This is a genomic window from Phenylobacterium sp. (assembly GCF_030651185.1).
In the GTDB taxonomy this organism is placed as follows: domain Bacteria; phylum Pseudomonadota; class Alphaproteobacteria; order Caulobacterales; family Caulobacteraceae; genus Phenylobacterium.
Window position 1 is genome coordinate 62261 of record NZ_JAUSCJ010000029.1, and the last position, 22025, is coordinate 84285.

23 protein-coding genes are annotated in these 22025 nt (G+C 69.2%); 12 read left to right on the top strand and 11 right to left on the bottom strand.

Features of this window, described 5'->3' with window-relative positions:
* Positions 1-5: 5 nt before the first annotated feature.
* The 3 genes from Q7J39_RS13550 to Q7J39_RS13560 all read right to left on the bottom strand — a co-directional run bounded on the left by Q7J39_RS13550 (position 6) and on the right by Q7J39_RS13560 (position 2969).
* A complete protein-coding gene (locus Q7J39_RS13550; protein WP_304825852.1) occupies positions 6-689 on the bottom strand; it encodes a class I SAM-dependent methyltransferase in 684 nt (227 codons plus the stop codon).
* 227 nt (positions 690-916) lie between these two features.
* On the bottom strand, positions 917-1369 hold the full coding sequence (locus tag Q7J39_RS13555) for a DUF4126 domain-containing protein (protein ID WP_304825855.1): 453 nt from the start codon (positions 1367-1369) through the stop codon (positions 917-919).
* A gap of 61 nt (positions 1370-1430) precedes the next feature.
* Positions 1431-2969 (bottom strand): acyl-CoA synthetase, encoded by a 1539-nt coding sequence (locus tag Q7J39_RS13560; protein ID WP_304825858.1) that lies wholly within the window; start codon positions 2967-2969, stop codon positions 1431-1433.
* A 144-nt stretch (positions 2970-3113) separates the two neighbouring features.
* On the opposite strand from Q7J39_RS13560, the gene Q7J39_RS13565 reads away from it, so the two are divergent.
* The 4 genes from Q7J39_RS13565 to Q7J39_RS13580 all read left to right on the top strand — a co-directional run bounded on the left by Q7J39_RS13565 (position 3114) and on the right by Q7J39_RS13580 (position 6656).
* Positions 3114-3998 carry a crotonase/enoyl-CoA hydratase family protein gene (locus tag Q7J39_RS13565; RefSeq protein WP_304825861.1) on the top strand — a complete coding sequence of 295 codons (885 nt, stop codon included), beginning with the start codon at positions 3114-3116 and terminating at the stop codon, positions 3996-3998.
* Between the two features lie 45 nt (positions 3999-4043).
* Positions 4044-5255 (top strand): DUF2336 domain-containing protein, encoded by a 1212-nt coding sequence (locus tag Q7J39_RS13570; protein WP_304825863.1) that lies wholly within the window; start codon positions 4044-4046, stop codon positions 5253-5255.
* 288 nt (positions 5256-5543) lie between these two features.
* Positions 5544-5963, top strand: a complete 420-nt coding sequence (locus tag Q7J39_RS13575) for a MucR family transcriptional regulator (RefSeq protein ID WP_293495336.1) — start codon at positions 5544-5546, stop codon at positions 5961-5963.
* Positions 5964-6161: 198 nt separating this feature from the next.
* Positions 6162-6656 carry a PAS domain-containing protein gene (locus Q7J39_RS13580; RefSeq protein WP_304825866.1) on the top strand — a complete coding sequence of 165 codons (495 nt, stop codon included), beginning with the start codon at positions 6162-6164 and terminating at the stop codon, positions 6654-6656.
* On the opposite strand, the gene Q7J39_RS13585 is transcribed toward Q7J39_RS13580, so the two are convergent.
* Both Q7J39_RS13585 and Q7J39_RS13590 read right to left on the bottom strand, forming a co-directional pair.
* On the bottom strand, positions 6653-7075 hold the full coding sequence (locus tag Q7J39_RS13585) for a SufE family protein (RefSeq protein WP_304825869.1): 423 nt from the start codon (positions 7073-7075) through the stop codon (positions 6653-6655). The genes Q7J39_RS13580 and Q7J39_RS13585 overlap by 4 nt on opposite strands.
* Before the next feature lie 46 nt (positions 7076-7121).
* Complete coding sequence (locus Q7J39_RS13590; protein ID WP_304825871.1) at positions 7122-7907, bottom strand: sensor histidine kinase KdpD; 786 nt, start codon at positions 7905-7907, stop codon at positions 7122-7124.
* 196 nt (positions 7908-8103) lie between these two features.
* On the opposite strand from Q7J39_RS13590, the gene Q7J39_RS13595 reads away from it, so the two are divergent.
* Entirely contained in the window at positions 8104-9777 is a 1674-nt protein-coding gene (locus Q7J39_RS13595; RefSeq protein ID WP_304825874.1) for a HAMP domain-containing sensor histidine kinase, read from the top strand.
* Here Q7J39_RS13595 and Q7J39_RS13600 read toward each other — a convergent pair.
* The gene (locus tag Q7J39_RS13600) at positions 9767-10615 is read right to left on the bottom strand and encodes a hypothetical protein (RefSeq protein ID WP_304825877.1); all 849 of its coding nucleotides are present in this window, start codon (positions 10613-10615) and stop codon (positions 9767-9769) included. The genes Q7J39_RS13595 and Q7J39_RS13600 overlap by 11 nt on opposite strands.
* Before the next feature lie 155 nt (positions 10616-10770).
* Here Q7J39_RS13600 and Q7J39_RS13605 point away from each other — a divergent pair, with 155 nt between their 5' ends.
* The 7 genes from Q7J39_RS13605 to Q7J39_RS13635 all read left to right on the top strand — a co-directional run bounded on the left by Q7J39_RS13605 (position 10771) and on the right by Q7J39_RS13635 (position 17626).
* Complete coding sequence (locus tag Q7J39_RS13605; protein ID WP_304825880.1) at positions 10771-11103, top strand: DUF1491 family protein; 333 nt, start codon at positions 10771-10773, stop codon at positions 11101-11103.
* A 108-nt stretch (positions 11104-11211) separates the two neighbouring features.
* Positions 11212-11592: a hypothetical protein gene (locus Q7J39_RS13610; RefSeq protein WP_304825882.1), complete on the top strand. Its 381-nt coding sequence runs from the start codon at positions 11212-11214 to the stop codon at positions 11590-11592.
* Positions 11593-11636: 44 nt separating this feature from the next.
* A complete protein-coding gene (locus Q7J39_RS13615) occupies positions 11637-13238 on the top strand; it encodes a peptide chain release factor 3 (RefSeq protein WP_304825885.1) in 1602 nt (533 codons plus the stop codon).
* Between the two features lie 4 nt (positions 13239-13242).
* Complete coding sequence (locus tag Q7J39_RS13620; protein ID WP_304825888.1) at positions 13243-14139, top strand: class I SAM-dependent methyltransferase; 897 nt, start codon at positions 13243-13245, stop codon at positions 14137-14139.
* Complete coding sequence (locus Q7J39_RS13625; protein ID WP_304825891.1) at positions 14136-14870, top strand: pseudouridine synthase; 735 nt, start codon at positions 14136-14138, stop codon at positions 14868-14870. Before Q7J39_RS13620 ends, Q7J39_RS13625 begins: the two co-directional genes overlap by 4 nt.
* Before the next feature lie 256 nt (positions 14871-15126).
* Positions 15127-16500 carry a hypothetical protein gene (locus tag Q7J39_RS13630; RefSeq protein ID WP_304825894.1) on the top strand — a complete coding sequence of 458 codons (1374 nt, stop codon included), beginning with the start codon at positions 15127-15129 and terminating at the stop codon, positions 16498-16500.
* A gap of 67 nt (positions 16501-16567) precedes the next feature.
* Positions 16568-17626, top strand: coding sequence for a TonB family protein (locus tag Q7J39_RS13635; RefSeq protein WP_304825897.1), 1059 nt, complete (start codon positions 16568-16570; stop codon positions 17624-17626).
* On the opposite strand, the gene Q7J39_RS13640 is transcribed toward Q7J39_RS13635, so the two are convergent.
* Genes Q7J39_RS13640 through Q7J39_RS13660 form a run of 5 tightly spaced genes read right to left on the bottom strand, consistent with a single transcriptional unit; the run spans position 17623 to position 21996 of the window.
* Positions 17623-18720, bottom strand: a complete 1098-nt coding sequence (locus Q7J39_RS13640; protein ID WP_304825900.1) for a DUF2336 domain-containing protein — start codon at positions 18718-18720, stop codon at positions 17623-17625. The two genes, Q7J39_RS13635 and Q7J39_RS13640, sit on opposite strands and share 4 nt — an antisense overlap.
* Positions 18721-18727: 7 nt before the next feature.
* On the bottom strand, positions 18728-19420 hold the full coding sequence (locus Q7J39_RS13645; protein WP_304825903.1) for a hypothetical protein: 693 nt from the start codon (positions 19418-19420) through the stop codon (positions 18728-18730).
* Positions 19421-19470: 50 nt separating this feature from the next.
* Positions 19471-20238 (bottom strand): ABC transporter permease, encoded by a 768-nt coding sequence (locus Q7J39_RS13650; RefSeq protein ID WP_304825906.1) that lies wholly within the window; start codon positions 20236-20238, stop codon positions 19471-19473.
* Positions 20235-20987, bottom strand: a complete 753-nt coding sequence (locus Q7J39_RS13655) for an ABC transporter ATP-binding protein (protein WP_304825909.1) — start codon at positions 20985-20987, stop codon at positions 20235-20237. Before Q7J39_RS13655 ends, Q7J39_RS13650 begins: the two co-directional genes overlap by 4 nt.
* A 1-nt stretch (position 20988) precedes the next feature.
* Entirely contained in the window at positions 20989-21996 is a 1008-nt protein-coding gene (locus Q7J39_RS13660) for an ABC transporter substrate-binding protein (RefSeq protein WP_304825912.1), read from the bottom strand.
* Positions 21997-22025: the final 29 nt, after the last annotated feature.

A 22025-nucleotide genomic window follows, 5' to 3' on the forward strand; every position in this document is an offset into this window, starting at 1 on the left:
GCGCCTCAGGCCACCGCCTCGGCGACGAACTCGGCATAGACCCCGTCGTGTTCGCGGCTGATCAGCCGGAAGCCGGCCTCGGTGATCAGCCGCTCCAGGATCCAGGCGAAGGTGGAGTGCTCCTCGCGCACATGGGTGGCCACCTCGGCGCGGCTGTAGCCGCTCTCGCGCGTCATGTGGCCGATCCAGCTCTCCACCGTGCGCGGGATGGCGTCGGGACCGCAGTTGAACGCCACGTCGCGGATATAGAGCCGCTTGCCGGGCTTCAGGGCGTCGCGCATGCGCGTGAGCGCCACGGCCTTCCACATGTCCGGCAGGTGGTGCAGGGCGTTCTTGGCGACGATCAGGTCTAGGTCGCCGCTAGCGGCGAAGGTCAGGAATCCTGCCTGCTCGAAGGCGATATTGCGCAGCGACCCCGCCCGGGCGCGGGCGGCGTCCAGCATGGCGCCCGAGATGTCGATGGCCCGCACGCTGCGCGCCATACCGGCCGCCTCGCAGGCCAGAAGGCCGGTGCCGCAGCCGATATCGGCCATGGCTGTGGAGGGCCCCACCCCGAGCCGCATCAGCAAGCGCCTGGCCTCGGCCACCGTGGCGCCCTGGCGGTCGTCATAGGTGGCCACCTGCGCCTCGTCGGCGAAGTCCAGGCCGACCTGCTTCAGGTCGTCGTACCACCAGTCGGGTTGAGTCATGGGAAGCTCCATCTTGGCGCGGATGGAGAGGGTCTTCGCCGATCCATCCGCTGTTGCGGGGATCGGGCGGGCGGTGAGCCTAGTCGCGCACGCCTGTCGATCCCCGGTCGGGGATCGCTACGTTCAGGGCGAGGGCGGGCAGATGGCTCATGCTGGGCGCAAGACTAGGAGGTTTGTGGGCGTTGGCAAGACGTGCTGATTTCGAGCGTTCGGCGGGAGCCTGAGTTCTACCGCCTGAACCCCAACAGCACCGCCTCCGTCGCCCCCACCGTCAGCGCGTCCTCGATCACCCCCGTGGGGGTCTGGCCGAAGCGGCGGATGGCGCGCTTGCGCAGGTCGAAGGTGAGGTAGGCCGCGGCCACGGCGGCGCTCGCGCCCAGCAGGCCGCCCAACACCGCCTGCCTGCGAGGCGCCAGGGCCGCGCCCGCCAGGCCACCGGTGACGAGGCGGGCCAGGATGCCGGCCGGCACGATGCGGTCGGGGGCTGACTTCATCTTGTCGCCCCAGAGTTCACCGGCCGCCATCAGTTTGGAGCCCGCCGCGACCATCGGATGGCCCAGCCAGGCCGGCGCGCCGCTGCCGGCGGGCAGGGCGCCGCGGTGGGCGGCGTCGCTCACCGCCGCCAGGGGCGTCATGGACCGGCTGCCGGCGGCGAGCCCGATGAGGATGGAGGCGATCATGGCGGTCCCTTGGGGTGGCTGATCCAGCCGTAACCGCTTGGGCCGCCGATCGATCCGCCGTCTAGACGATCTTCGAGCCTTCCTTGCCCCAGTAGGCGTCGCGGATCAGGCGCTTGTAGAGCTTGCCGGTGGGGTGGCGCGGCAGTTCCTGCATGAAGTCGAGGATGCGCGGCGACTTCACGTGGCTGAGATTGGCCCGGCAGAAGGCCATCAGCTCGTCCTTCAGGGCGTCGCCAGCCTCGTCCCAGTTCATCGGCTGGATCACGGCGGCAACCTGCTCGCCCATCTCCTCGTGCGGGGCGCCCACCACGGCGGCGTCGGCCACCTTGGGGTGGGTGATCAGCAGGTTCTCGAGCTCCTGCGGATAGATGTTCACCCCGCCGGAGATGATCATGAAGCTCTTGCGATCGGTGAGGTAGAGGAAGCCCTCCTCGTCCAGCCAGCCCACGTCGCCCAGCGTCGTCCAGCCCTGCTTGTTGGTGTTCTCGGCGATCTTGTCCGGCGCGTTGTGATAGGTCAGCGGCGCGCCGCCGGCGAAATAGACCGTGCCTTCGCTGCGGGGCGGCAGTTCTTCGCCCTCCTCGCCGACGATCTTGGCCTCGCCCAGGATCGCCCGGCCGACGGTGCCCTTGTGGGTCAGCCAGTCGTGCGGCCCGACATAGCAGAAGCCGTTGCCCTCGGAGCCCGCGTAGTACTCGTGGATGACCGGACCCCACCAGGCCAGCATCTGCTCCTTCACCGGGACGGGGCAGGGGGCCGCGGCATGGACCGCCGAGCGCATCGACGACACGTCGTACCGGGCGCGCACCTCTTCCGGCAGTTTCAGCATGCGGACGAAGTGGGTGGGGACGAACTGGCCGACATCGACCTTGTACTTTTCGATCAGGCTCAGCATCACCTCGGGATCGAACTTCTCCATCACGATGACCGTGCCGCCCAGCTGATGGACGGCCATGCACCAGCGCAGGGGCGCGGCGTGATAGAGCGGCGCCGGTGAGATGTAGACGCTGTCGGACTTGAAGCCGAACAGGCCGGCCGCCAGGTTGGCGACGCCGCCGGGCTCGTCAATGGGGCCGCCGGTCAGGGGCGGCTTGATGCCCTTGGGCCGGCCCGTGGTGCCGGAGGAGTAGAGCATGTCGCGGCCGGCCGCCTCGTCGGCCACTGGGGTCGCCGGCAGCTTGTCCCGCGCCGCCTCGAAGCTCTCGTAGGGCGCCCGCGCCTCTCCGACCATGTAGAGCTTCACGCTGGGCAGCAGGGCGGGCAATTCGTCGATGACCGGGCCGACCCCGGCCGAGGTCACCAGCAGCTTCGCCGCGCAGTCGGTCATGATGTACTCGACCTCGCCCGAGGTCAGCTTGGACGAGATGCAGGCATAGTAGAGGCCGCAGCGCTGGGCGGCCCAGGCGATCTCGAAGAACCGCGGGCTGTTGTCCATCAGGATGGCGATGACGTCGCCGGTCACCAGGCCCAGCGAGCGGAAGAGCTGGGCCCCCTGGTTGGAGCGGTCGTCCAACTGTTTGTAGGTCACCGTCTCCCCGGTTCCCGCCATGATGTAGGCGGCGCGGTCGGGGTGGGTCTTGGCGTGTGTGGCCGGATGCATGACGGGTCCTGAAAACTGGGGCCTGGACGCCTTTGCGACGCTCCGGACCTCCTCCCAAACTATCGTTCTTGATCCGACGATGCGGTGCTTGACGGACCGTCCGTCAAGCGGTGCGAACTGAAGAAAATCAGGGAGGAAGACACTATGGCCAAGCCGACTTTCGAGACGCTCGCCTACGAGGTTGAGGACGGGATCGCGACGATCACGCTGAACCGGCCCGACAAGCTGAACGCCTTCAACACCCAGATGATGAAGGACATGATCGCCGCCTTCGACGTCACCGACGCCGATGACGCGGTCAAGGTGGTGATCGTCACCGGGGCTGGGCGCGGCTTCTGCGCCGGGGCCGATCTGTCGGGCGGCGCCCAGACCTTCGACTACGACGCGCGCGGCGGCGAGGACAAGGCCGCCCGCACCCGCGAGGGGGTGCAGCGCGACGGCGGCGGCCTGCTGACCCTGCGCATCTATGAGAGCCTCAAGCCGGTGATCGCCGCCGTGAACGGCCCGGCGGTCGGGGTCGGTGTCACCATGCAGCTGCCCATGGATATCCGCCTGGCCTCGACGGAGGCGCGGTTCGGCCTGGTCTTCGCCCGGCGCGGCCTCAATCCCGAGGCGGCCTCGTCCTGGTTCCTGCCCAAGGTGGTGGGGGTCCAGACGGCGCTGGAGTGGTGCTATACCGGCCGCATCTTCTCGGCCCAGGAGGCGTTGGACAAGGGTCTGGTCCGTTCGCTGCACGCGCCGGAAGACCTGCTGCCGGCGGCTCGAGCGCTCGCCCGCGAGATCGCCGACAATACCGCGCCGGTCTCCATCGCCATCACCCGCCAGCTGTTGTGGCGCATGGCCGGCGCCAACCACCCCATGGAGGCCCACCGCGCCGACAGCCGGGGCATCCAGACCCGCGGCGCCATGGCCGACGCCCGCGAAGGCGTCATGTCGTTCCTGGAGAAGCGCCCGCCGGTCTTCACCGACAAGGTTTCCAGCGATGTGCCGGACATCTGGGAGACCTGGAGCGCCCCCACGTTCAAGTGAGGTGAAAACGTCCGGTTAAGGCGGCTATGGTGTGATCAGCCCGTCATGAATACTGCCGCGACGCCCAACGAACCCGGACAGCCCATCGCCTTCCGGGCGCGCGCGGCCTTGCTCAAGCGCATGGCCGATGTCGTCTGCCTGCCGTCATCGCGGGTGAACGCCTTCGAACGCTCGATGACCGCCGACCTGCTGGTGGACATGCTGCGCGAGGCCGAGCCGGAGGACCGCCTGAAGGTGGCCCGCCGGCTGGCCAACCTCTCGGAGATCCCCGCCAGCCTGGTGCGCCTGTTGCTGCGCGATCATGTCGAGATCGCCGAGGCCTTGCTGACCAACTGCGCGTCGCTGACGGACTCCGACCTGCTGGACTGCGCCCGTTCGGCGGGCCTGGAGCATCGCCGCCTGATCGCCATGCGGCGGGGGGTCAGCGAAGTGGTTTGCGAGGTGCTGATCGAGTTCGGCGAGGCGCTGGTCATCGAATGCCTGCTGAAGAACGACCTGGCCAAGCTCTCCAACCCCTGTGTCGAGGCCATTGTCGCCTCCACCCGTGGGGACGCGCGCACCGCGCCGACCCTGCTGCGCCGACCGGAACTGCGGCCGGCTCACGCCTTTGTGCTGTTCTGGTGGGCCGATGCCGAGGCCAGGCGCACCATCCTCCAGCGGTTCGCCGTCTCCCGCGAAGTGCTGCAGGACGCAACCGGCGATATCTTTCCCATGGCGGCGGCCGAGAACTGGCAGGACCCGCTCGCGCGGAAGGCGCTGCAATTCATCGAACGCCGCCAGCGCAACCGGGCCGCGATCGACAAGTCACCTTTCGACAGTCTCGAGGCGGCCGTTGCTGCAGCGCAAAGTGGGCTGACCCGCGAAACGGCGGAGGAAATCTCCTACCTCTCGGGCCTGAAGCCGATGACCGGCGCGAAGATCTTCACCGATCCCGGGGGCGAGCCTTTGGCGATCCTGTGCAAGGCCACGGGGCTGCCAAAGCTGGCGGTTCGGGCTCTGTGGCGGGGCTTGCGGCGACCTGAAACAGAGGCGGATGGAAGCCTGAATCCGAACCTCGAACGGGTGCTCACCACCTATGACATGATCGCGGTCGATCGCGCGCAAACCGTTCTACGCTACTGGAACTGGTCATTGTCGTCGGCGCTAACGCCTGCGTTGTTGAAGGCCATTCGCGATGGCGATGAAGACGGCGTCGATGAATACTCTGTGCCGCAGCGCGCAGCCATGTTGGCGCTGTCTAAGGAATTCGGCCGTTAGGCTCGACGCGAGCAAAAGCCTCCTTTGAAGTTGCCGCGACGTGCTGCTGATCATCGCTCGCTTGCCGGACTGTCGTGATCCAGACTATCGCGTTCTCGCTACTGCGGTGCGGCGCCACCATTGGGCGAAATTCGTCTATTCGTCTTTGCGCCGAACGCGTTCGGTCAAGATGATGCGGCTTTGCGCCACTTGTGCTTGCGTTCAGTCGCCTATAATGACGCCATAACTGATGTCGTGAATCAGTCATCCCCCCAACTGGGGTAGTTCCCCAATACGGAATCGAGAATTATGGACGAGAAGTCGGAAGTCATTGAGATGACGGCGGATATTGTCTCCGCCTACGTTGGCAACAATTCAGTCGCGGCCTCTGATCTGCCCGCGCTAATCCAGAGCATCCACCGCGCGCTGTCGGGTATTTCGCAGGGTTCCGACGTTCAGGAAGCTGCGCCCAAGGAACCCGCGGTCCCCGTGCGTCGCTCGATCACCCCGGACCATCTGGTTTGCCTGGAAGACGGCCGCAAGTTCAAGTCTCTCAAGCGGCATCTGCGTACCAAGTACAATATGAGCCCCGAGGAATACCGGGCCAAGTGGAGCCTGCCGAAGGATTATCCGATGGTTGCGCCGAACTACGCCAAGGCGCGCTCGGATCTCGCCAAGCAGATGGGCCTGGGCCAGGGCGGCCGTCAGGCCCCGCGCAAGCGCAAGTAAGACCTTCTCGATTCTTTCGCGTTGAAAGACGGAACGCCCGCCCACCAGGCGGGCGTTTTGCTGTCTGAGCACAGCCCTCTCGCGCTGCGGCAAATTCGGTTTTATTCGCCCTGGTCACGATTTCGCCTTGCCGCAGATTCGCGGCTCAGGCGATAAGTGATTCGTCGTGATTCCAAGGGGTTGTTAAGGAATCTGAATATGGCGGCACAGATCGGATCATCAGCAGCGGCCGCCCGCGCCCATGAGGAGCTCTATGCCTATTGGGCTGGACTCCGGACCGGGCCCAGGCTGCCTGGGCGGGGCGACATCAAGCCCGAGGACTTCAAGCGCCTCTTGCCGACGGTCAGTCTGATCGACGTGCGTCGCGACCCCCTGGACTTCCGCCTGCGCCTCGCCGGCACGGGCCTCTACAGCGTCTATGGCCGTGAGATCACCGGTCGCGGCCTGGACGATGTCTACAACAGCGCCGCCGCCGACTATTGGCGCGTCGAGCTGGGCAAGATCGTCGAGGAGCGCCGCCCGGCCGTGGGGGTTCACAGCCTCTCCTGGCGTGGGGCCTCGCACATGTCGATCCTGTGGCTGCGCCTGCCGCTGGCCACCAATGGCGTGGATGTCGACATGATCCTGGGCTACGACGCCGTGGTCGGCATTCAGGGGCAGACCGGATCCAGCAGCGGCATCCGCGCGGCTTAGGCGGCCAACGCCTCGGCGTCCCTGCGTATGCGCGCCACCATGGAGGCCAGCCCATTGGACCTCTGCGCCGAAAGGTGCCCGCTCAGGCCTAGCTGGTCGAAGGCAGACTTGGCGTCGAAGTCGCGGATCGCCGCGGCGGCCTTGCCCGAATAGAGCCGCAGCACGACGGCGATCAGGCCGCTCACGATGTGGGCGTCGGAATCCCCCCGGAACGTGACGCTGCCGTCGGCGTGGGGTTCGGTCACCAGCCAGACCTGGCTGGCGCAGCCGCGCACCTTGTTGGCCTCGCTGCGTTCGGCGTCGGTCAAGGGCGCGAGGTCTTTCCCCAGGTCGATCACGTAGCGATAGCGTTCCTCCCAGTCCTCCAGGAGGTCGAACTCCGAGACCAGTTCGGCAAGGTCGTCTTCAATGGTGCGCATGCTGTCGGCGACTTAAGGGGCCGAGGGGCCGGGCGCAACCGTCCGCTCAGCCCGCGGGCAGGCGGACATTGGCCAGCAGGCCGCCCTGCGGACCGGGCAGCAGCTTCAGCCGCCCGCCCATGGCCTGGCACAGCAGATTGACGATCGGCAGGCCCAGGCCCGCCCCCTCGCTGCGGCGGGTGAGCGCGCTGTCGCCCTGTTCGAAGGGCCGCAGCAGGCGGGCGATGTCGGCGGGATCGATGCCGGGGCCCTGGTCGAGGATGTGGATATCGATCTCCTCACCGTCGCGGACGGCGGTGATCTCGATGCGCGAACCTTCCGGCGAGAAGACCACAGCGTTGTGTGTCAGGTTGGTGAGCACGGTGCGCAGGCCGCGCGGGTCGGCCTTCACCGAGGGCAGGGCGCCTTCGTCGCGGACCACCACCACCGTGCGACGATGCGTGATCTCGTCGCGCAGGCCGTCCAGGGCGTCGTCCATGGCGTGGTCCAGGGCCTCGACCCGCAGGTCCAGGTCCATGGCCCGGCCCTCCAGCCGCGCGATCTCCAGGATCTGGTTCACCAGGTTCAGCAACCGCTGGCCGCTGGCGCGGATGATACCAGCATACTCCTTGTACTGCGGGGCGCCGAGCGGGCCGTAGAGTTCCTGGGAGATGATCTCGGAAAAGCCGAGGATGGAGTTCAGCGGGGTCCGCAGCTCGTGGCTGACCATCCGCAGGAACGAGCGCTGCTGCTCGTCGAGGGCGGCCAGACGGCGCGCGCGGGCGCTCGACCGGGGCGCTACGGCCGTCGGGGAGATATCGTCATTGTCGGGAAGGGCCGCCGGCTGGGCCATGAAGGACGTACGCGCCTCTGAATGTTGATGCTCAATGTGGCGCGCGGGCGCTTACGATTTCGTTTCTTCCTGAAAGATCATGGGCTTGGACTTCATCCCCCAGGACGCGAGGAGCCTCGCAGGGACTCACCTGCGAAGGTAAGGTTCCGGGCTGGCGCCGTGTGCGCGCCGACGGTCGGAGGTCCTGAGGCTAGACGTGGTCGAGAACGTGTCCACCCGACCCATGGGGACCCCCGGCGGCCAGCCGCCGCGGGAGCTCATATGGTGGCACGCGACCTGGCTCGCGGTGCTGGGTCTTGGCGTGGGCGTCCTGCTGTTCGCCCCGATCCGGCAGACCACCTCGGCCATGAGCGCGCTGGCCCTGGGCGCCGCCCCGGCCCTGGCGGGCCTGCTGCTGGCCCGGTCGCGTCACGTGGCGGCCCACAGCCTGATCCTGTTCAACTGGGGCGCGGGCGGTGTGCTCGCCGCCCTGCTTACCGGCGGCATCGCCGGCCCCATGGCCGTCTGGCACCTGGCGCCTCTCGCCGCCGCCGCCGCCATGGGCCGCATCGACCGCCTGGCCATGGGCGCGGCCATCAGTCTGGCGGCGATCTGCGTTTCCCTGCTGGCGGGCGTGACTCTCAGCCTGCCGCCGCCGCCGCCCTACGACCTGGCTTCGGGCCTGGGGGCGGTGGCGATCATCACCACCTCCGTGGGCCTGGGCCTGGCGCTCATCGTCCTGCAGCGCCGGGTGATCCTGGACACCCGCCGCCGCGCGCTGATGGAGGCTCGCCTGCGCGAGGCCCTCGGCGACCAGCCGCACCTGCTCATCGTGGCGCAGCCCGGCGGCAAGCTGGTCACCGCCTGGGGCAACGCCCCGCGCGGCCTGAAAGGCCAGGTCCTGGCCGGTCGGCGCCTGTCGCAGCTGGCCACCCCCGCCGACCGTCCCCGGCTGGAGGCGGCTCTGCACGAGGCCATCGTCGAGGGCCGTTCCGAAGTCGGATTCGCCCCGGCCGGGGCGCCGGCCCTCTGGCACGAGCTCTCCCTGCGCCGGGTGAGCCCCCAGCGGCTGACCGGTTCGATTCGCGACGCCGGCGTTCAGCGGGCCCGCGAGGCGGCGCTCGATCAGGCGCGCATCGACGCCGAGACCGCCAACGCCGGCAAGTCCCGTTTCCTGGCTAATATGAGCCACGAACTGCGCACGCCACTGAACGCCATCATGGGCTTCTCCGACATCATGCGGCAGTCGCTGTTCGGCCCCATGCCGGAGAAGTACGGCGAGTACTCCGCCCTGATCCACGAGTCTGGCGAGCATCTGCTGGAGCTGATCAACGACGTCCTGGACATGTCGAAGATCGAGGCCGAGCGGTTCGAGCTCTATCGCGAGGAGTTCGACGCCCGCGACGCCATCTCAGCCGTCATGCGCCTGATGCGCGGCCAGGCCGACCGGGCGGGGGTCAGCCTGCGAGGCCTGATGCCCAAGGAGCCTCTGGAGGTCACCGCCGACCGCCGGGCCATGAAGCAGATCGCCCTGAACTTGATCTCCAACGCGCTGAAGTTCACCCCCAAGGGCGGCACGGTGACGGTGACGGCTCATGCCGAGGGTCCGGTTCTGGAACTGATCGTCGCCGACAGCGGCGTCGGCATCAGCGCCGCCGACCTGCAGCGGCTGGGCAAACCCTTCGAGCAGGCCGGCGGCGCCGATCAGCGGGCGGCCGGCACGGGTCTGGGGCTGTCTCTGGTGCGCGCCTTCGCCGAACTGCACGGTGGCGAGATGGCGATCGAGAGCCAACTGGGCGAAGGGGCCACGGTCACCGTGCGCCTGCCGGTGATGGACTTGACGCCTGTCGAACCGGCCGCGGCGGCGGAGGAGACCGCGCCTAGCGGCTAGCCGTCTGCAGGAAGGCCCGGCCCGCGGCGAAGTCGCCGACCTCGACATAGGCTCGGCGGGTGGCGTCGCCCGCGAACAGGAACTCCACCATCACCGCCTCGCGCGGATCCAGCGCCGAGAGCGTGCGGGCCGCCTCCGCCGGGAAGCGGAACGCCCAGCCGCTCTTCACATCCTTGGGCAGGAGGTCCAGGCCCGCCCGGCTGCGCGCCTCGGCGGAATAGGCGGTCTGGGCGCTCACCGGCGGCAGACGCCGGGTGAGGGGCAGTCGATCCAGGCTCTCGCCCCGGGCGTCCAGATAGGGACCCAGCGTCAGGTCCACATTGCGCAGCACCAGCCGCGCGGCATAGGGCTCGGCCCCGTCGGTGAAGGTGGCCACCGCCATCAGCCGGTTGGCGCCGGCGCGGCCGGCCAGGCCAAAGGCCATGCGGCCGCCCTCGAAGCTGCCGTCCTGAATCAAGCGCCAACGCGCGCCGGTGGACGATGAGCTGCGGTCGGCGCGCCACGCCGAGACGTCGCCGGGATAGTCCATCTTGATGAGCTTGGCATAGCCCTCGAAGGCCGTCCGCACCCGGCTGGCGGCGGCGTCGATATCGCTGGAGTCGCAGGCCACGGCGCCAGCCTTCTGGGCGGCGCGGCGCGCCACGGCGTTCAGGGTCGCACGGTCGGCGCCGGCGCGCAGGGCCGCGCCTCGGGCCTGGGCCTGGGCGGCGGCCAGGGCCGAGCCGACGGGACCTGTGAACAGGCCACATCGCGCGTCGGCCGCGGTCATCACCGTGCGTTCGTAGAAGAGATCGACGCTGCTCGCGCACGCCAGCCCCGGCGCGGCGGCAAGCGCCACGGCCAGACCAGTCCCCATCCACCAACACGCCGGGCGCCGCACTTTGTTGTGCGTTGTGCTCGTCATGCTCTCTCATTGTCCCGTATGTTCGGGACCTTGATCCAAACCTAGACCGGGCGCCCTTTCCGGTCCGTTACGAGAGACCCTGCTGCGACATGATGCTGTCCACGGACATCTGGGTGGCCGCCCTGATCCGCCGCGCCGAGCTGGCCGGCGGCTTCGGCATCGTGGCCCGCAAGGGTGACGCCCGGGCGGGCAGCGTGCTGGTCAAGGTGCTGAACCTCGACGACAAGACGACGCGGCTCTATTCCGAGGCCACCCGCGGCGACGGCGAGCGCATCTGGATGCGGCCGTCCCTGTTCGACAACGAGGCCGACCTGGATCGCTACATCCAGCGGGCCCTGCGCATCGATCCCGATCTCTGGGTGGTGGATATCGAGGACAAGCAGGGCCGACACTTCCTCACCGAGCCGGTGGAAGACGCCTGACCCGACAGGGTTAGCGGTCAATTCACCGCCCTTGTGCACCGGCCTGAAAGTCAGCCATGCGACCTTGGCGCTGTGCTCCCCCAAGCCCAGCCTTTCGTGTAGTCGCCCATGCTTTTCCTGATGAACGACGTGGTTCTGAACCTCGACGGCATGACGATGACGCCCAAGCTCACGAACCGCCGGTTCCGAGAGCTGCCCTTCAACGCGGTCAGCCGCCTGGGGCAGGAGCTCTATGCCGAGAGCCCCCTGCTGCATCACCGCCGTCCTGAACGCGCCAAGCGCCTGGGCCTGCTGATCATGGCCAAGGCTCCGGCCATCAACGCCGCTCTGTTCGTCGCGCCCCATTTCGGCTGCGATCCCGATGAGGTGACGATGCGGTACTTGAATGTCGACTTCGAGATCATGGCCCGCCTGGCCAAGCGTCAGCACGACGGGGAGATGGACAAGATCTGGACCGATCGTCAGGTCTGGAAACGCCTGGCCGCCTAGCCCGACCGCTAGCGTCGAGGCTCCGCCTGCGCTAGTCCCCGCCCATGAGCAATTCTCCCGCCGCCGAGGCCGCGCGCCGGCGCACCTTCGCGATCATCTCGCACCCCGACGCCGGCAAGACGACCCTGACCGAGAACCTGCTGCTGGCGGGCGGCGCCATCCGCGCGGCCGGCGCGGTGCGGGCCCGCGGCGAGAACCGCCGGACACGGTCCGACTGGATGAAGATCGAGCGTGAGCGGGGCATCTCGGTCTCGGCCAGCGTCATGACCTTCGACCACGATGGGCTGATGTTCAACCTGCTGGACACCCCGGGCCACGAGGACTTCTCGGAGGACACCTACCGGACGCTCACGGCCGCTGACGCCGCGGTCATGGTGCTGGACGCCGCCAAGGGGATCGAGCCCCAGACCCTGAAGCTATTCGAGGTCTGCCGCCTGCGCGACATCCCCATCGTCACCTTCATCAACAAGATGGACCGCGAGGCCCAGGACCCCATCGAGCTGCTGGACGAGATCGCCTCAAAGCTCGCGCTTGATCCCGCGCCGCTCTATTGGCCGGCCGGTTCGGGCGGGCGGTTCAAGGGGATGCTGGACCTGCGCAAGCAGCAGTTCCTGCCCTTCGCCAAGAAGACCGCCGACAACAAGGACGAGGGCCACCCCGCCGCCATCGGCTTCGCGGGCAATGCGGTGTCGAGCTATCTAGACCCCGAGGAGCGCGCCGAACTGGAGGAGACCGCCATGCTGGTGGGGGAGGCCTCCAAGCCCTTCGACCCGCAGGCCTTCCTCGAGGGTCACATGACGCCGGTGTTCTTCGGTTCGGCCCTTCGCCACTTCGGCATCGACCAGCTGCTGGCGGGCCTCGGCGCCTACGCCCCGCCGCCCAAGGCGGTGGCCGCTTCCAAGGGCGGCGACGCCACCCACATCGCGCCGGGCGATCCGGAGGTCACCGGCTTCGTCTTCAAGGTCCAGGCGAACATGGACCCCAACCACCGCGACCGCATCGCCTTCCTGCGCCTGTGCTCGGGCAAGTTCGCCCGCGGCATGAAGCTCAAGGTGCAGAACACCGGACGCCAGTTGTCGGTCAACGCGCCGATCATGTTCTTCGCGTCGGACCGCGAACTGGCCGAGGAGGCCTTCGCCGGCGACGTCATCGGCATTCCCAACCACGGGGTCCTGCGGGTGGGCGACAGCCTGTCGGAGACCGGGACCATCCGCTTCGCCGGCCTGCCCAACTTCGCTCCGGAAATCCTTCAGCGCGTCCGGGTGAAGGACCCGCTGAAGGCCAAGCACCTGAAGAAGGCCCTGGAAGGCCTGGCGGAGGAGGGGGTGACCCAGCTCTTCCGGCCCCAGTTCGGCGCGGACTTCATCGTCGGCGCGGTCGGCCAGCTCCAGTTCGAGGTCATGGCCGACCGCCTGGCCAACGAATACCAGCTGGAGGTCCAGTTCGAGGCCAGCCCCTTCGCCGAGGCCCGCTGGATCACCGGGACCAAGGCCGAGATCGAGGACTTCAATACCAAGCACAAGACCGCCATGGCCACCGACATCGACGAGCAGCCGGTGTTCCTGGCCAAGTCGGCCTGGGAGCTGGGCTATGTGACCGAGCGCTATCCGACGGTGGCCTTCCACCGCACCCGGGAGCGGGGTTAGGCCTGTGGCGGCCGCGATCGTCTACGGGACCCCGCCCTACAACCTGGTCGACGTGCCGTCAGGCGCGGTCCAGGTCTCGCCGATCCTGCCGGGGTCCACGGCCCTGGAGAGCTTGGCCGCCGCCAGCCTGGATGAGGCGGTGATCGCCGCCCCGCCGGGTACAGCCGAGCGGGACTACGCCCTGGCTCAGGGGCTGCGCGTCCTGAAGCCGGGCGGACGGCTCACCGCCTTCGCGCCGAAGGACAAGGGCGGCTCGCGCCTCAAGAAGTCCCTGGAGGCCTTTGGCTGCGAGGTCTTCGAAGAGTCCCGCAAGCACAACCGCATCTGCACGGTCGCACGGCCTGACACCGTCGTCGGCCTGGACGCCGCCGTGGCCAAGGGCGCGCCGCAGCAGATGGGCGAACTCTGGAGCCAGCCGGGCGTCTTCAGCTGGGACCGGGTCGATCCGGGCAGCGCCCTGCTGATCGCCAGTCTCGACCCCCTGAAGGGCAAGGGCGCGGACTTCGGCGCCGGCATCGGCATCCTGGCCCTGACGGTCCTGGCCAACCCGGATGTAAAGAGCCTCACCCTGGTGGACGTCGACCGCCGCGCCGTCGAGGCGGCCGCCAGGAACGTCACCGACCCGCGGGCCACCGTCATCTGGGGCGATGTGCGCCAGGCGGGACTGACCGATCTGGACTTCGTGGTGATGAACCCGCCGTTCCACGACGGTGGGGCCGAGGACCGGGCGCTGGGCGTCGCCTTCATCGAGACCGCCGCCAAGGCCCTGCGCAAGGGCGGAACCTGCTGGCTCACCGCCAATCGCCATCTGCCCTATGAGCGGCCCCTGGCCGCGGCCTTCTCCAAGGTCGAGCTGCGGGCCGAGGCCGGCGGCTACAAGATCTACGAGGCCCGCAAGTGAGCCGGCCGCCGATGGCGCGGCTGGACCGCCTGTTGGCCAATCTGGGCTACGGCTCGCGGCGGGAGGTCAACGCCCTGGTCCGCGCCGGCGGTGTGGTGCTGGACGGCGTGACCCTGAAGGACGCCGGCGCCAAGGTGCCCATCGTCCGTGAGCTGCCCCGGCGGATGACCATATCCGGCCAGCCCGTCGATCCGCCGGCGCCGCTCACCCTGATCATGCACAAGCCGCTCGGGGTGGTCTGTTCCCACCGCGAGGCCGGCCGCAGCGTCTACGAGCTGCTGCCCACCCGCTGGCGCGCCCGGATGCCGGGCCTCTCCACCATCGGCCGTCTGGACAAGGAAACCTCGGGCCTGCTGCTGATCACCGACGACGGCGACCTGCTGCACCGGGTGATCTCGCCCCGCGCCCACGTCGCCAAACGCTACCTGGCCACCCTCGACCGGCCGATGAGCGGGGAGGAGGGGGTGATCTTCGCCGCCGGCGACCTGGTGCTCGACAGCGAGGACACGCCGCTGGCGCCGGCGCAGCTCGAGGTGATCTCGCCGACCGATGCCGCGCTGACCATCATCGAGGGCCGCTACCACCAGGTCCGCCGCATGTTCGCCGCGGTCGGCAACCACGTGAACGCCCTGCACCGTGACCGCATCGGCGGCCTGGAGCTACCGGCGGACCTTGCGGTCGGCGAGTGGCGGGTGCTGGATGAAGCCGGCGAGGCCGCCATCTTCGGATAGGGCCTGGCCCCCTCCGTCTCCTCGCTACGCTCGGATACACCTCCCCCAGGCCGCAGGCCGTCTCGGGGGAGCGGGACCGCGAAGCGGTGGAGGGGGTTAGGGCCAAAATCGCCTCACAGGCGAAAATTCGTACTCCGTTAACCATAACGCACTGATTAACCACTTGTTTACGATCTCGGACCCGGCTTTGCTCCTTCCGGTCTGAACCCAAGACAGGCGTCCCGTGTTGAGACGCCAGGGTGATCGGAGCCGCGTCATGTTCGAGTTCGGTCGTGAACTTAAGCGTCTGTTCGGCGCCGAGGGGCTGAACACCCCGCGGGACGGCCTGACCGGCGGCGACTCCTCGCTGCTGGAATTGCTGGACCTGGAACTCCTGAAGACCGAGGCCAAGGCCGCCGACGTCGCAGCGGGCCGCGTCGGCGCCGCCGACCGCGCCCAGCGCCGGCTGGAGGCCGCCATTGTCTGGCGCGAGGTCGCCCGCCGCTCCGGCGACGCCGTGGCTCTGCGCAAGGCGGCCGCCACCGCCGAGGCCGCCGCCGATCTCTTTGACCGCAATCGCCGCCCCGACGGCTGGGCCCGCGCCCGCTGCGAACAGGCCTTCTGCGCCATGCTGGGCGCCGAGTTGTTCGGCGACGAGGGCCTGAACGCCGCCGCCGATCTAGCCTTCCGCGAAGCCCGCGCCGCCGCCCGCGGAGGTCTGGCCCTGCCGCTGGCCGACGTCGGCATCGCCGCCCTGGAGGGCCGGTCCCGCATGGCCGCGGGCGACGCCCAGGCCGCGCGGGTCGTGGCCGCCCGCTTCACCGTCCCGATCCAGGGGCTGATGGTTCTCACCAAACGCTGCCGCGCCGCCCGCCTGCTGGCTGTCGAGGCTCGTCTGGTCCGGGCCGACCTGCTGCTGGGCTGGGGCGCGCGCCTGAAGGACCGCGACCTGCTGCAACAGGCCCTCGACGACGCCGAGGCCGCTGTCGATGGTCTGGACGCCGCCTACGAACCCCTGACCTGGGCGCGCGCCGCCGCCCTGCGCGGCCAGGCCATGGCCCTGCTGGGGGACGCCGCCGGCCAGATCGAAAGCGTGGCTGAGGCGGTCAACGCCCTGGCCGACGTGCTGGGCGAACTCAACCGCGAGCACAGCCCCATGGACTGGGCCCGCGTCCAGACCGCGCTCGCCGAAAGCCTCCAGGCCCTGGGCGAGGCCGGCGCCAGCGAGCGGGCCTACGAACAGGCCGTCACCTGCTACGACCGCGCCGCCATGGTGCTGAAGGAAATCCCGGCTCTGGCCCTGCGCGCCGTCGCGGCCTCCAACCGCGCCCTGTGCCTGGCCCGTTGCGCCGAGCTCTCCGGCGACCTCAATGTGCTCGACGCCGCCGAGACCGCCTTCCGCATCGAGCTCACCGCCATGTCGCCGGGCCGTGATCCCACCGCCTGGGCCCTGCTGCAGGTGAACTTGGCGCGGCTCTATGAGGCCCGCCTGGACATCACCGGCCGCGACCGCGGCGAACGCGCCGCCGCCGCCCACGCCCTGAACGCCGCCCTCGACGTCTTCGCCGAGCAAGGCCTGCGCTCGCTGAGCATAGTCGCCGCCGACGCCCTGGGCCGCCTGAACCACAGCGCCCCACGCCCGGCCTACTGACGGGTACGATTTCGACTCCTCAACCCTGCGTCGCGCGTGGCATCCTCGCGCGAGTGGGGGGGAGTCCATGGGTCTACGAAGTGTCCTGGCGGGGCTGGCCCTCGCTGGCGTCTGTGCCGCCACCCCGGCGGGCGCTGAGGATGTGCGAGCCAATCCGGATTGGCTAAGGAAGCCGCGGCCGGAGGACCTGCTGGCCGTCTGGCCCATCGAGGCGCTCAAACGCGGGCAGGGTGGCAAGGCGGTCATCCAGTGCCGGCTCAGCACCGCAGGCGTCCTGTTCGACTGCAAGGCGATCTCGGAGAGCCCGGCGGGCGCCGGTTTCGGCAACGCCGCCATCGCCCTGACGCCGCAGTTACTGATGAAGCCGGCGACCCTCAACGGCGTGCCGGTCATCGCCGAGGGCATTCGCATTCCGATCAACTTCCAGTCCCCGGGCGTGGCGACCGGATCACATCTCGCGGGCGCCGGGTCCACCGCGCCGATCATGAAGAAGGTGATCTCCTACGTGATCTGGCTGGAGGCGCCGACCTACGCTCAGGTCCTCACCGCCTACCCCGAGAAGGCCCGGGCCGCCGGAATTGGCGGCCGGGCGGTCCTGAATTGCACGTTCAAGGGCGACGGCCGTCTGTCAGGCTGCGCGACCATTACCGAGGAGCCGAAAGGTTACGGCGTCGGCGCGGCGGCCCGCAGCCTCGCCCCTCTGTTCCTGGGGCCGGCCAACCTGCCGAGCGGCGAAAGCCTGAAGGGGGTCGGCGTCCAGGTTCCCGTCACCTTCGAAGCCCGCGCCCTGCAGGCGGCCCAGCCCGTCATCGGCAAGCCCAACTGGACCGCCCTGCCGCAGCCGGCGGACCTCAAGGCTGTCTTCCCGAAGGCCGCCGTGGCCGCGGGGGTGACGACGGCGCGGTCGGTGGTCAATTGCGAGGTCGTCGCCGGGGGCGGTCTGACCGATTGCAAGGTGGTCAGCGAGGACCCGGCGGGCCTCGGATTCGGCGCCTCGACCGTGGCGCTCACGGCGTCCTTCCGTGTCGGGATATGGACGGCCGAAGGCCTGCCGGCGGTCGGCGGCCGGGTCAGGATTCCAGTCCGGTATGAGAATCCGAGCCAGCCCGCGCCCGCCAAGCCTTAGGCGGCGGCGACGTCGCCGGTCTGGCGGCGCATGCGCCAGAAGCGGATGGTGCGCTGGGCCGCTTCGCGGGGCAGGTTCTCATAGAGCTCGCCATATTCCCGGGCCCGGCCCATGGCGTTGGAATCGCGGTCCAGGATCAGGACCGCGAAGGTCAGGTACAGCGACCGGTCGAAGCCCGCCGCCTTGCAGACGATGGACAGGGCGTCCAACTCGCGGCGCTCCAGGATCCGCCGCGCGGTGTGGAAATCGATGTCGGCTAGTTCGCACAGGGCCACCAGGAACTTGGTGGTCTCGCGGTTGCGCAGGAAGCCCGCCAGCACCGGCGGGGTGATGGCCCCGCGCAGGCGCAGGATGCGGACGGCCTTTTCGGCCTCCACATAGTCGCCGGGCAGGGCGCCGTCGCGGGCGGCCAGGGTCTTGCGGCCGGCGGCCAGGGCCTCGTCCAGTTCGTCGGGATCGATGTCGCGATTGCGCTCCAGAATCTGGTCGCGAAGCCGAGCCTCCACCACGAAGTACATCTCGTTCAACAGATCGGCGGGCATCGACTTGCGGGCGACCACCGCGGCGTGCAGGGCCGGGTTCTCGGCGGCGCGGTCGACGACCATCTCGTGGGTCTCGCGCGACATCTCCGCGCCCTGGTTGGCCAGCAGGGTCCCCAGCGTCTCGTCGTCGCCCCGTTCCACGATGGCCTCGGAGACCGCTTCGGAGACGACAGGCCGCTGGCTGATGGCCCGCAGATGATCCTGGCCCCGGGTGCGGGCCACTGACAGCAGGTCGTCCTCGGTGAGCGCAGTGGAGCCTTCCAGCAGCGGACGCGCCACCTCGATGGAGGCGTCGCGAGCCAGGTTGCGGATCAGGCCGGCGGGCGCCTGATCGACGCCGGACATCCGCTGAGCCAGCTCCACGCGGACGGCTTCCTCCATCTCGCCGGCCAGCTGGGTGAGGACGTCGTCGAACAGGGAAAGCTCGCCCGGCGCGCGGGCTTCGTCGGTGGTGAAGAACAGGTCGGTCACGCCCCGCAGCAGTTCACGCCGCCGGGAGCTGGAGGGTTCCTGGGCCAGATCGATCAGGTCGTGAAGCTTGGTGCGCGTCATCGGGGTCTCAGAACGGGCGACCGTCGTCGGCCGGGTCGGAACCGCCGTCGTCGCTGTCGGCGGTCGTCTTGGGTGCGGGCGGATCGGGCGGGCCGATGAAGACGTAGCGGTCGCCGCCTTCGACCTCGGGGATCACATCCGGCTCCAGGCCGTAGGCCCGGTGCATCGAATAGAGTTTGGACGAGCCGCCCACATGGCGAGCTGTCGCCGAGGCGTCGGCGACCTTCTGGCTGGCGGCCACGGCGGCCTGTTCCGGCAGGGGGGGCGGACCGCCATAGAGGCTGGAGGGCGGGGGCGCGTAGATCGGCGGCGAGGATGAGGTCTCCAGGGACGGGGCCGGCGCGCTCGGGCGCGGCGCCTGATACGGAGCCTGGGGGACGAAGGGCGTATAGGCGGGCGGCTGGTAGGTCACCCGGCTGCCTTCACCGGGGGGCGGCGGCAGGTCGCGGTCCGGGGCGGCTTCCTGGCGGCCCCGCGTGAACTGGCCGGCGAGCGCCATCGGCTCGGGACGCGGGAACGCGTTGGTCTGGCCGCCGGTGGTGGTGTCGGGGCGCTTGTTGGACCAGCCCAGCATCGGGCCGGTGTGCGCGGGCGCGGCTTGCTGGATCGCCGGGCGCTCATAGGAGCGGTCCCGGTCATCCTCCTGGGAGCCGGGAGTGACCGCACGGACGACGGCGGCGATGGCAAGGCCTAGGCGCATCATCCCCTGACGCTACCCGCGGTCGCTTAACCCTGAGCTAACGGGTGTCTTTAACGCCCGCGCCACCAGGCCAGGCCGGCGCGCTCGGCGCGCTCAAGCAGGGCGTGCAGCACGACTCCCATCAGACCCAGCACCACCAGCGCTGCGATCATCCGCGCGGTCTGAAGTTTGTTGCCCGCGTCGAGAATGCGCCAGGCCAGGCCGCGCACCCCGCCGGACCCCGCGCCGAACTCGGCCACCACCGCCCCGATCACCGCCAGGCCGGCCGCAACCTTATGACCTTCCAAGAGAAACGGGACAGCCGAGGGCAGGCGCAGTCGCAGTACCCGCTGCAACCGGCTGGCGCCATAGAGATCAAACAGCCGCTCCAGATCGGGGTCGGCGGCTTTCAGGCCGGTCACCGCGCCGGAGAAGATCGGGAAGAAGGCCACCAGCACGGCCAGGGCCACGATGGCCCGTTCGGGGTGGTCGATGCCGGCCCAGATCAGCACCAGGGGGGCGATCGCCACCACCGGCGTCACCTGAAGAACCGAGGCCAATGGCCGCACCGCCCGGTCCATCAGCGGGCTCAGCCCCACCAGCAAAGCGATTCCCTGGGCCACCACGCTGGCGATGATCAGCGAGATCAGGGCCACCGACAGGGTGTTCCAGGCCGCCTGCATCAGGCTGGCCGTGTCGGTGGCCAGGGCCACGGCGACATCGGACGGGGCGGGCAGGAAATAGGCGGGCACGCCGGTGACCCGGCAGGCGATCTCCCAGCCGGCAAGCAGCAGGGCGATGAGGGCGAAGGGCGCCAGGATGTCGAGGACCCGGTTCACGCCGCCATCTCCGAGCCCTTGAGCAACAGGTCCGACACCGCCTCGGCCGCCTCGCGGAACTCCGGCGTGGCGCGGAAACCGATCAGGCGGGGCAGATGGCCGGGCACGACAACCTCTCCGGCGATCCGGCCCGGGCCGCGGGTCATCACCGCCACGCGGGACGCCATATAGGCCGCCTCCTCGACATTGTGGGTGACGAAGATGATGGCCGGCCTGGTCTCGCGCCACAGCTTCAGCACGTCGTCGGCCAGGGACCGGCGGGTGATCTCGTCCAGCGCCGCGAAGGGTTCGTCCAGCAGCAGCAGGCGCGGCTCGGTCACCAGGGCGCGGGCGAGCGACGCCCGCATCGCCATGCCGCCGGAAAGCTGGGCGGGGCGGGCCTCCTCGGCGCCGGCCAGGCCGACCCGGGCCAGCGCCGCGGCGGCCCGCGCACGGGCGATGATCTTCGGCACGCCGGACAACTCAAGGGGCAGGGCGACATTGGCCTGGGCTGTCATCCAGGGCGCGAGGGTCGGGGCCTGGAAAACCACCGAGGTCTCGCCGCGTCCGGCGGTGCGGGTCACCGTCCCCCGCGTCGGCTGCTCCAGCCCGGCCAGCAGCCGCAAGGCCGTGGATTTGCCGCAGCCGGACGGCCCCACCAGCGCGACGATCTCGCCGGGCGCGATGCTCAGGCTGAAGGGCCCCAGCGCGCGGCCGCGCCGGGCATAGTCGACCTCCACAGCCTCAAGGGCGACGACGGGTGCGGTCACGCTACTTCGCGGCCAAGGATACGAACTGCAGGGTGTAGGCCTTCTTGTAGTCCAGGGTCTTGGGATAGACGCCCTGTTCCGAGGCGATCTTGAAGAACTCGGCCCAACGGGCGTCGCTCATCGTGCCGATGCCGGCGGTCTTGGCCTCGCCGCCGTCGACGATGCCGTAGGATCTCATCTTCTCGCGGGCCTGGTCGAGGACGTCCTGCGACATCTCCGGATTGTCCTTGCGGATCAGGGCGTCGGCGGGCTTGGGGTCGCCGTAGAGATAGTCGTGCCAGCCCTTGGCCGAGGCCTCCACAAAGCTCTTCACCGCCGCCGGGTTCTCATCGATCAGGCTTTGGGGGACCATGATCATGGTGGCGTAGGAGGGATAGCCGTTGTCGGCCAGCAGGAAGACCTTGGGCTTCAGCTTGGCTTCCTTTTCCAGGGTGTAGGGCTCGCTGGTGACATAGCCCTGTTGGGCGACGCGCTTGTCGGCCAGGAACGGCGCGGAGTTGAAGGTGTACTTGCGGATCTGGTCGTCGCTGAACCCATACTTTGACTTCAGCCACACCCAGAAGGCGGTGACCGAGGCGTCCGACAGCAGGATCGGGTGGCCCCTCAGGTCGCTGATGCTCTCGATGCCCTGGTCGGGGTGGGCGATCAGCACCTGCGGGTCCTTCTGCATCATGGCGGCGACCGCCTTCACCGGCACGCCCTCCTGGGCCATGTTGAGCGCGATGAAGCTGTTGGAGCCCATGCCGGCCTGGACCGCGCCCGAGGCCAGCAGTTGCGGCACGTTCACGCCGGGACCGCCCTGGACGATCCGCACGTCCAGGCCACGCTTGGCGTACTCGCCGTTGGCCACGGCTTCATAGAAGCCGCCATGCTCGGCCTGGGCGCGCCAGTCGGTGGCGAACTTGATGACCGTGGGCGCGCCGGCCGCGGGCTCGGCCTTCCTGGCCGGCGAGCAGGCGACGGCGAGAACCGCCAGGGCGGCGAGCGCGAGGGTGCGAAGGGCGTGCATGATCTCTCCCCAACTTGGATCGGCGCGAG

Bases quoted from the DNA above. Each gene is read 5' to 3' on its own strand.
- Q7J39_RS13550 (WP_304825852.1), bottom strand. From the start codon at position 689: ATGACTCAACCCGACTGGTGGTACGACGACCTGAAGCAGGTCGGCCTG.
- Q7J39_RS13555 (WP_304825855.1), bottom strand. From the start codon at position 1,369: ATGATCGCCTCCATCCTCATCGGGCTCGCCGCCGGCAGCCGGTCCATG.
- Q7J39_RS13560 (WP_304825858.1), bottom strand. From the start codon at position 2,969: ATGCATCCGGCCACACACGCCAAGACCCACCCCGACCGCGCCGCCTAC.
- Q7J39_RS13565 (WP_304825861.1), top strand. From the start codon at position 3,114: ATGGCCAAGCCGACTTTCGAGACGCTCGCCTACGAGGTTGAGGACGGG.
- Q7J39_RS13570 (WP_304825863.1), top strand. From the start codon at position 4,044: ATGAATACTGCCGCGACGCCCAACGAACCCGGACAGCCCATCGCCTTC.
- Q7J39_RS13575 (WP_293495336.1), top strand. From the start codon at position 5,544: ATGGACGAGAAGTCGGAAGTCATTGAGATGACGGCGGATATTGTCTCC.
- Q7J39_RS13580 (WP_304825866.1), top strand. From the start codon at position 6,162: ATGGCGGCACAGATCGGATCATCAGCAGCGGCCGCCCGCGCCCATGAG.
- Q7J39_RS13585 (WP_304825869.1), bottom strand. From the start codon at position 7,075: ATGCGCACCATTGAAGACGACCTTGCCGAACTGGTCTCGGAGTTCGAC.
- Q7J39_RS13590 (WP_304825871.1), bottom strand. From the start codon at position 7,907: ATGGCCCAGCCGGCGGCCCTTCCCGACAATGACGATATCTCCCCGACG.
- Q7J39_RS13605 (WP_304825880.1), top strand. From the start codon at position 10,771: ATGATGCTGTCCACGGACATCTGGGTGGCCGCCCTGATCCGCCGCGCC.
- Q7J39_RS13610 (WP_304825882.1), top strand. From the start codon at position 11,212: ATGCTTTTCCTGATGAACGACGTGGTTCTGAACCTCGACGGCATGACG.
- Q7J39_RS13615 (WP_304825885.1), top strand. From the start codon at position 11,637: ATGAGCAATTCTCCCGCCGCCGAGGCCGCGCGCCGGCGCACCTTCGCG.
- Q7J39_RS13630 (WP_304825894.1), top strand. From the start codon at position 15,127: ATGTTCGAGTTCGGTCGTGAACTTAAGCGTCTGTTCGGCGCCGAGGGG.
- Q7J39_RS13635 (WP_304825897.1), top strand. From the start codon at position 16,568: ATGGGTCTACGAAGTGTCCTGGCGGGGCTGGCCCTCGCTGGCGTCTGT.
- Q7J39_RS13640 (WP_304825900.1), bottom strand. From the start codon at position 18,720: ATGACGCGCACCAAGCTTCACGACCTGATCGATCTGGCCCAGGAACCC.
- Q7J39_RS13645 (WP_304825903.1), bottom strand. From the start codon at position 19,420: ATGCGCCTAGGCCTTGCCATCGCCGCCGTCGTCCGTGCGGTCACTCCC.
- Q7J39_RS13660 (WP_304825912.1), bottom strand. From the start codon at position 21,996: ATGCACGCCCTTCGCACCCTCGCGCTCGCCGCCCTGGCGGTTCTCGCC.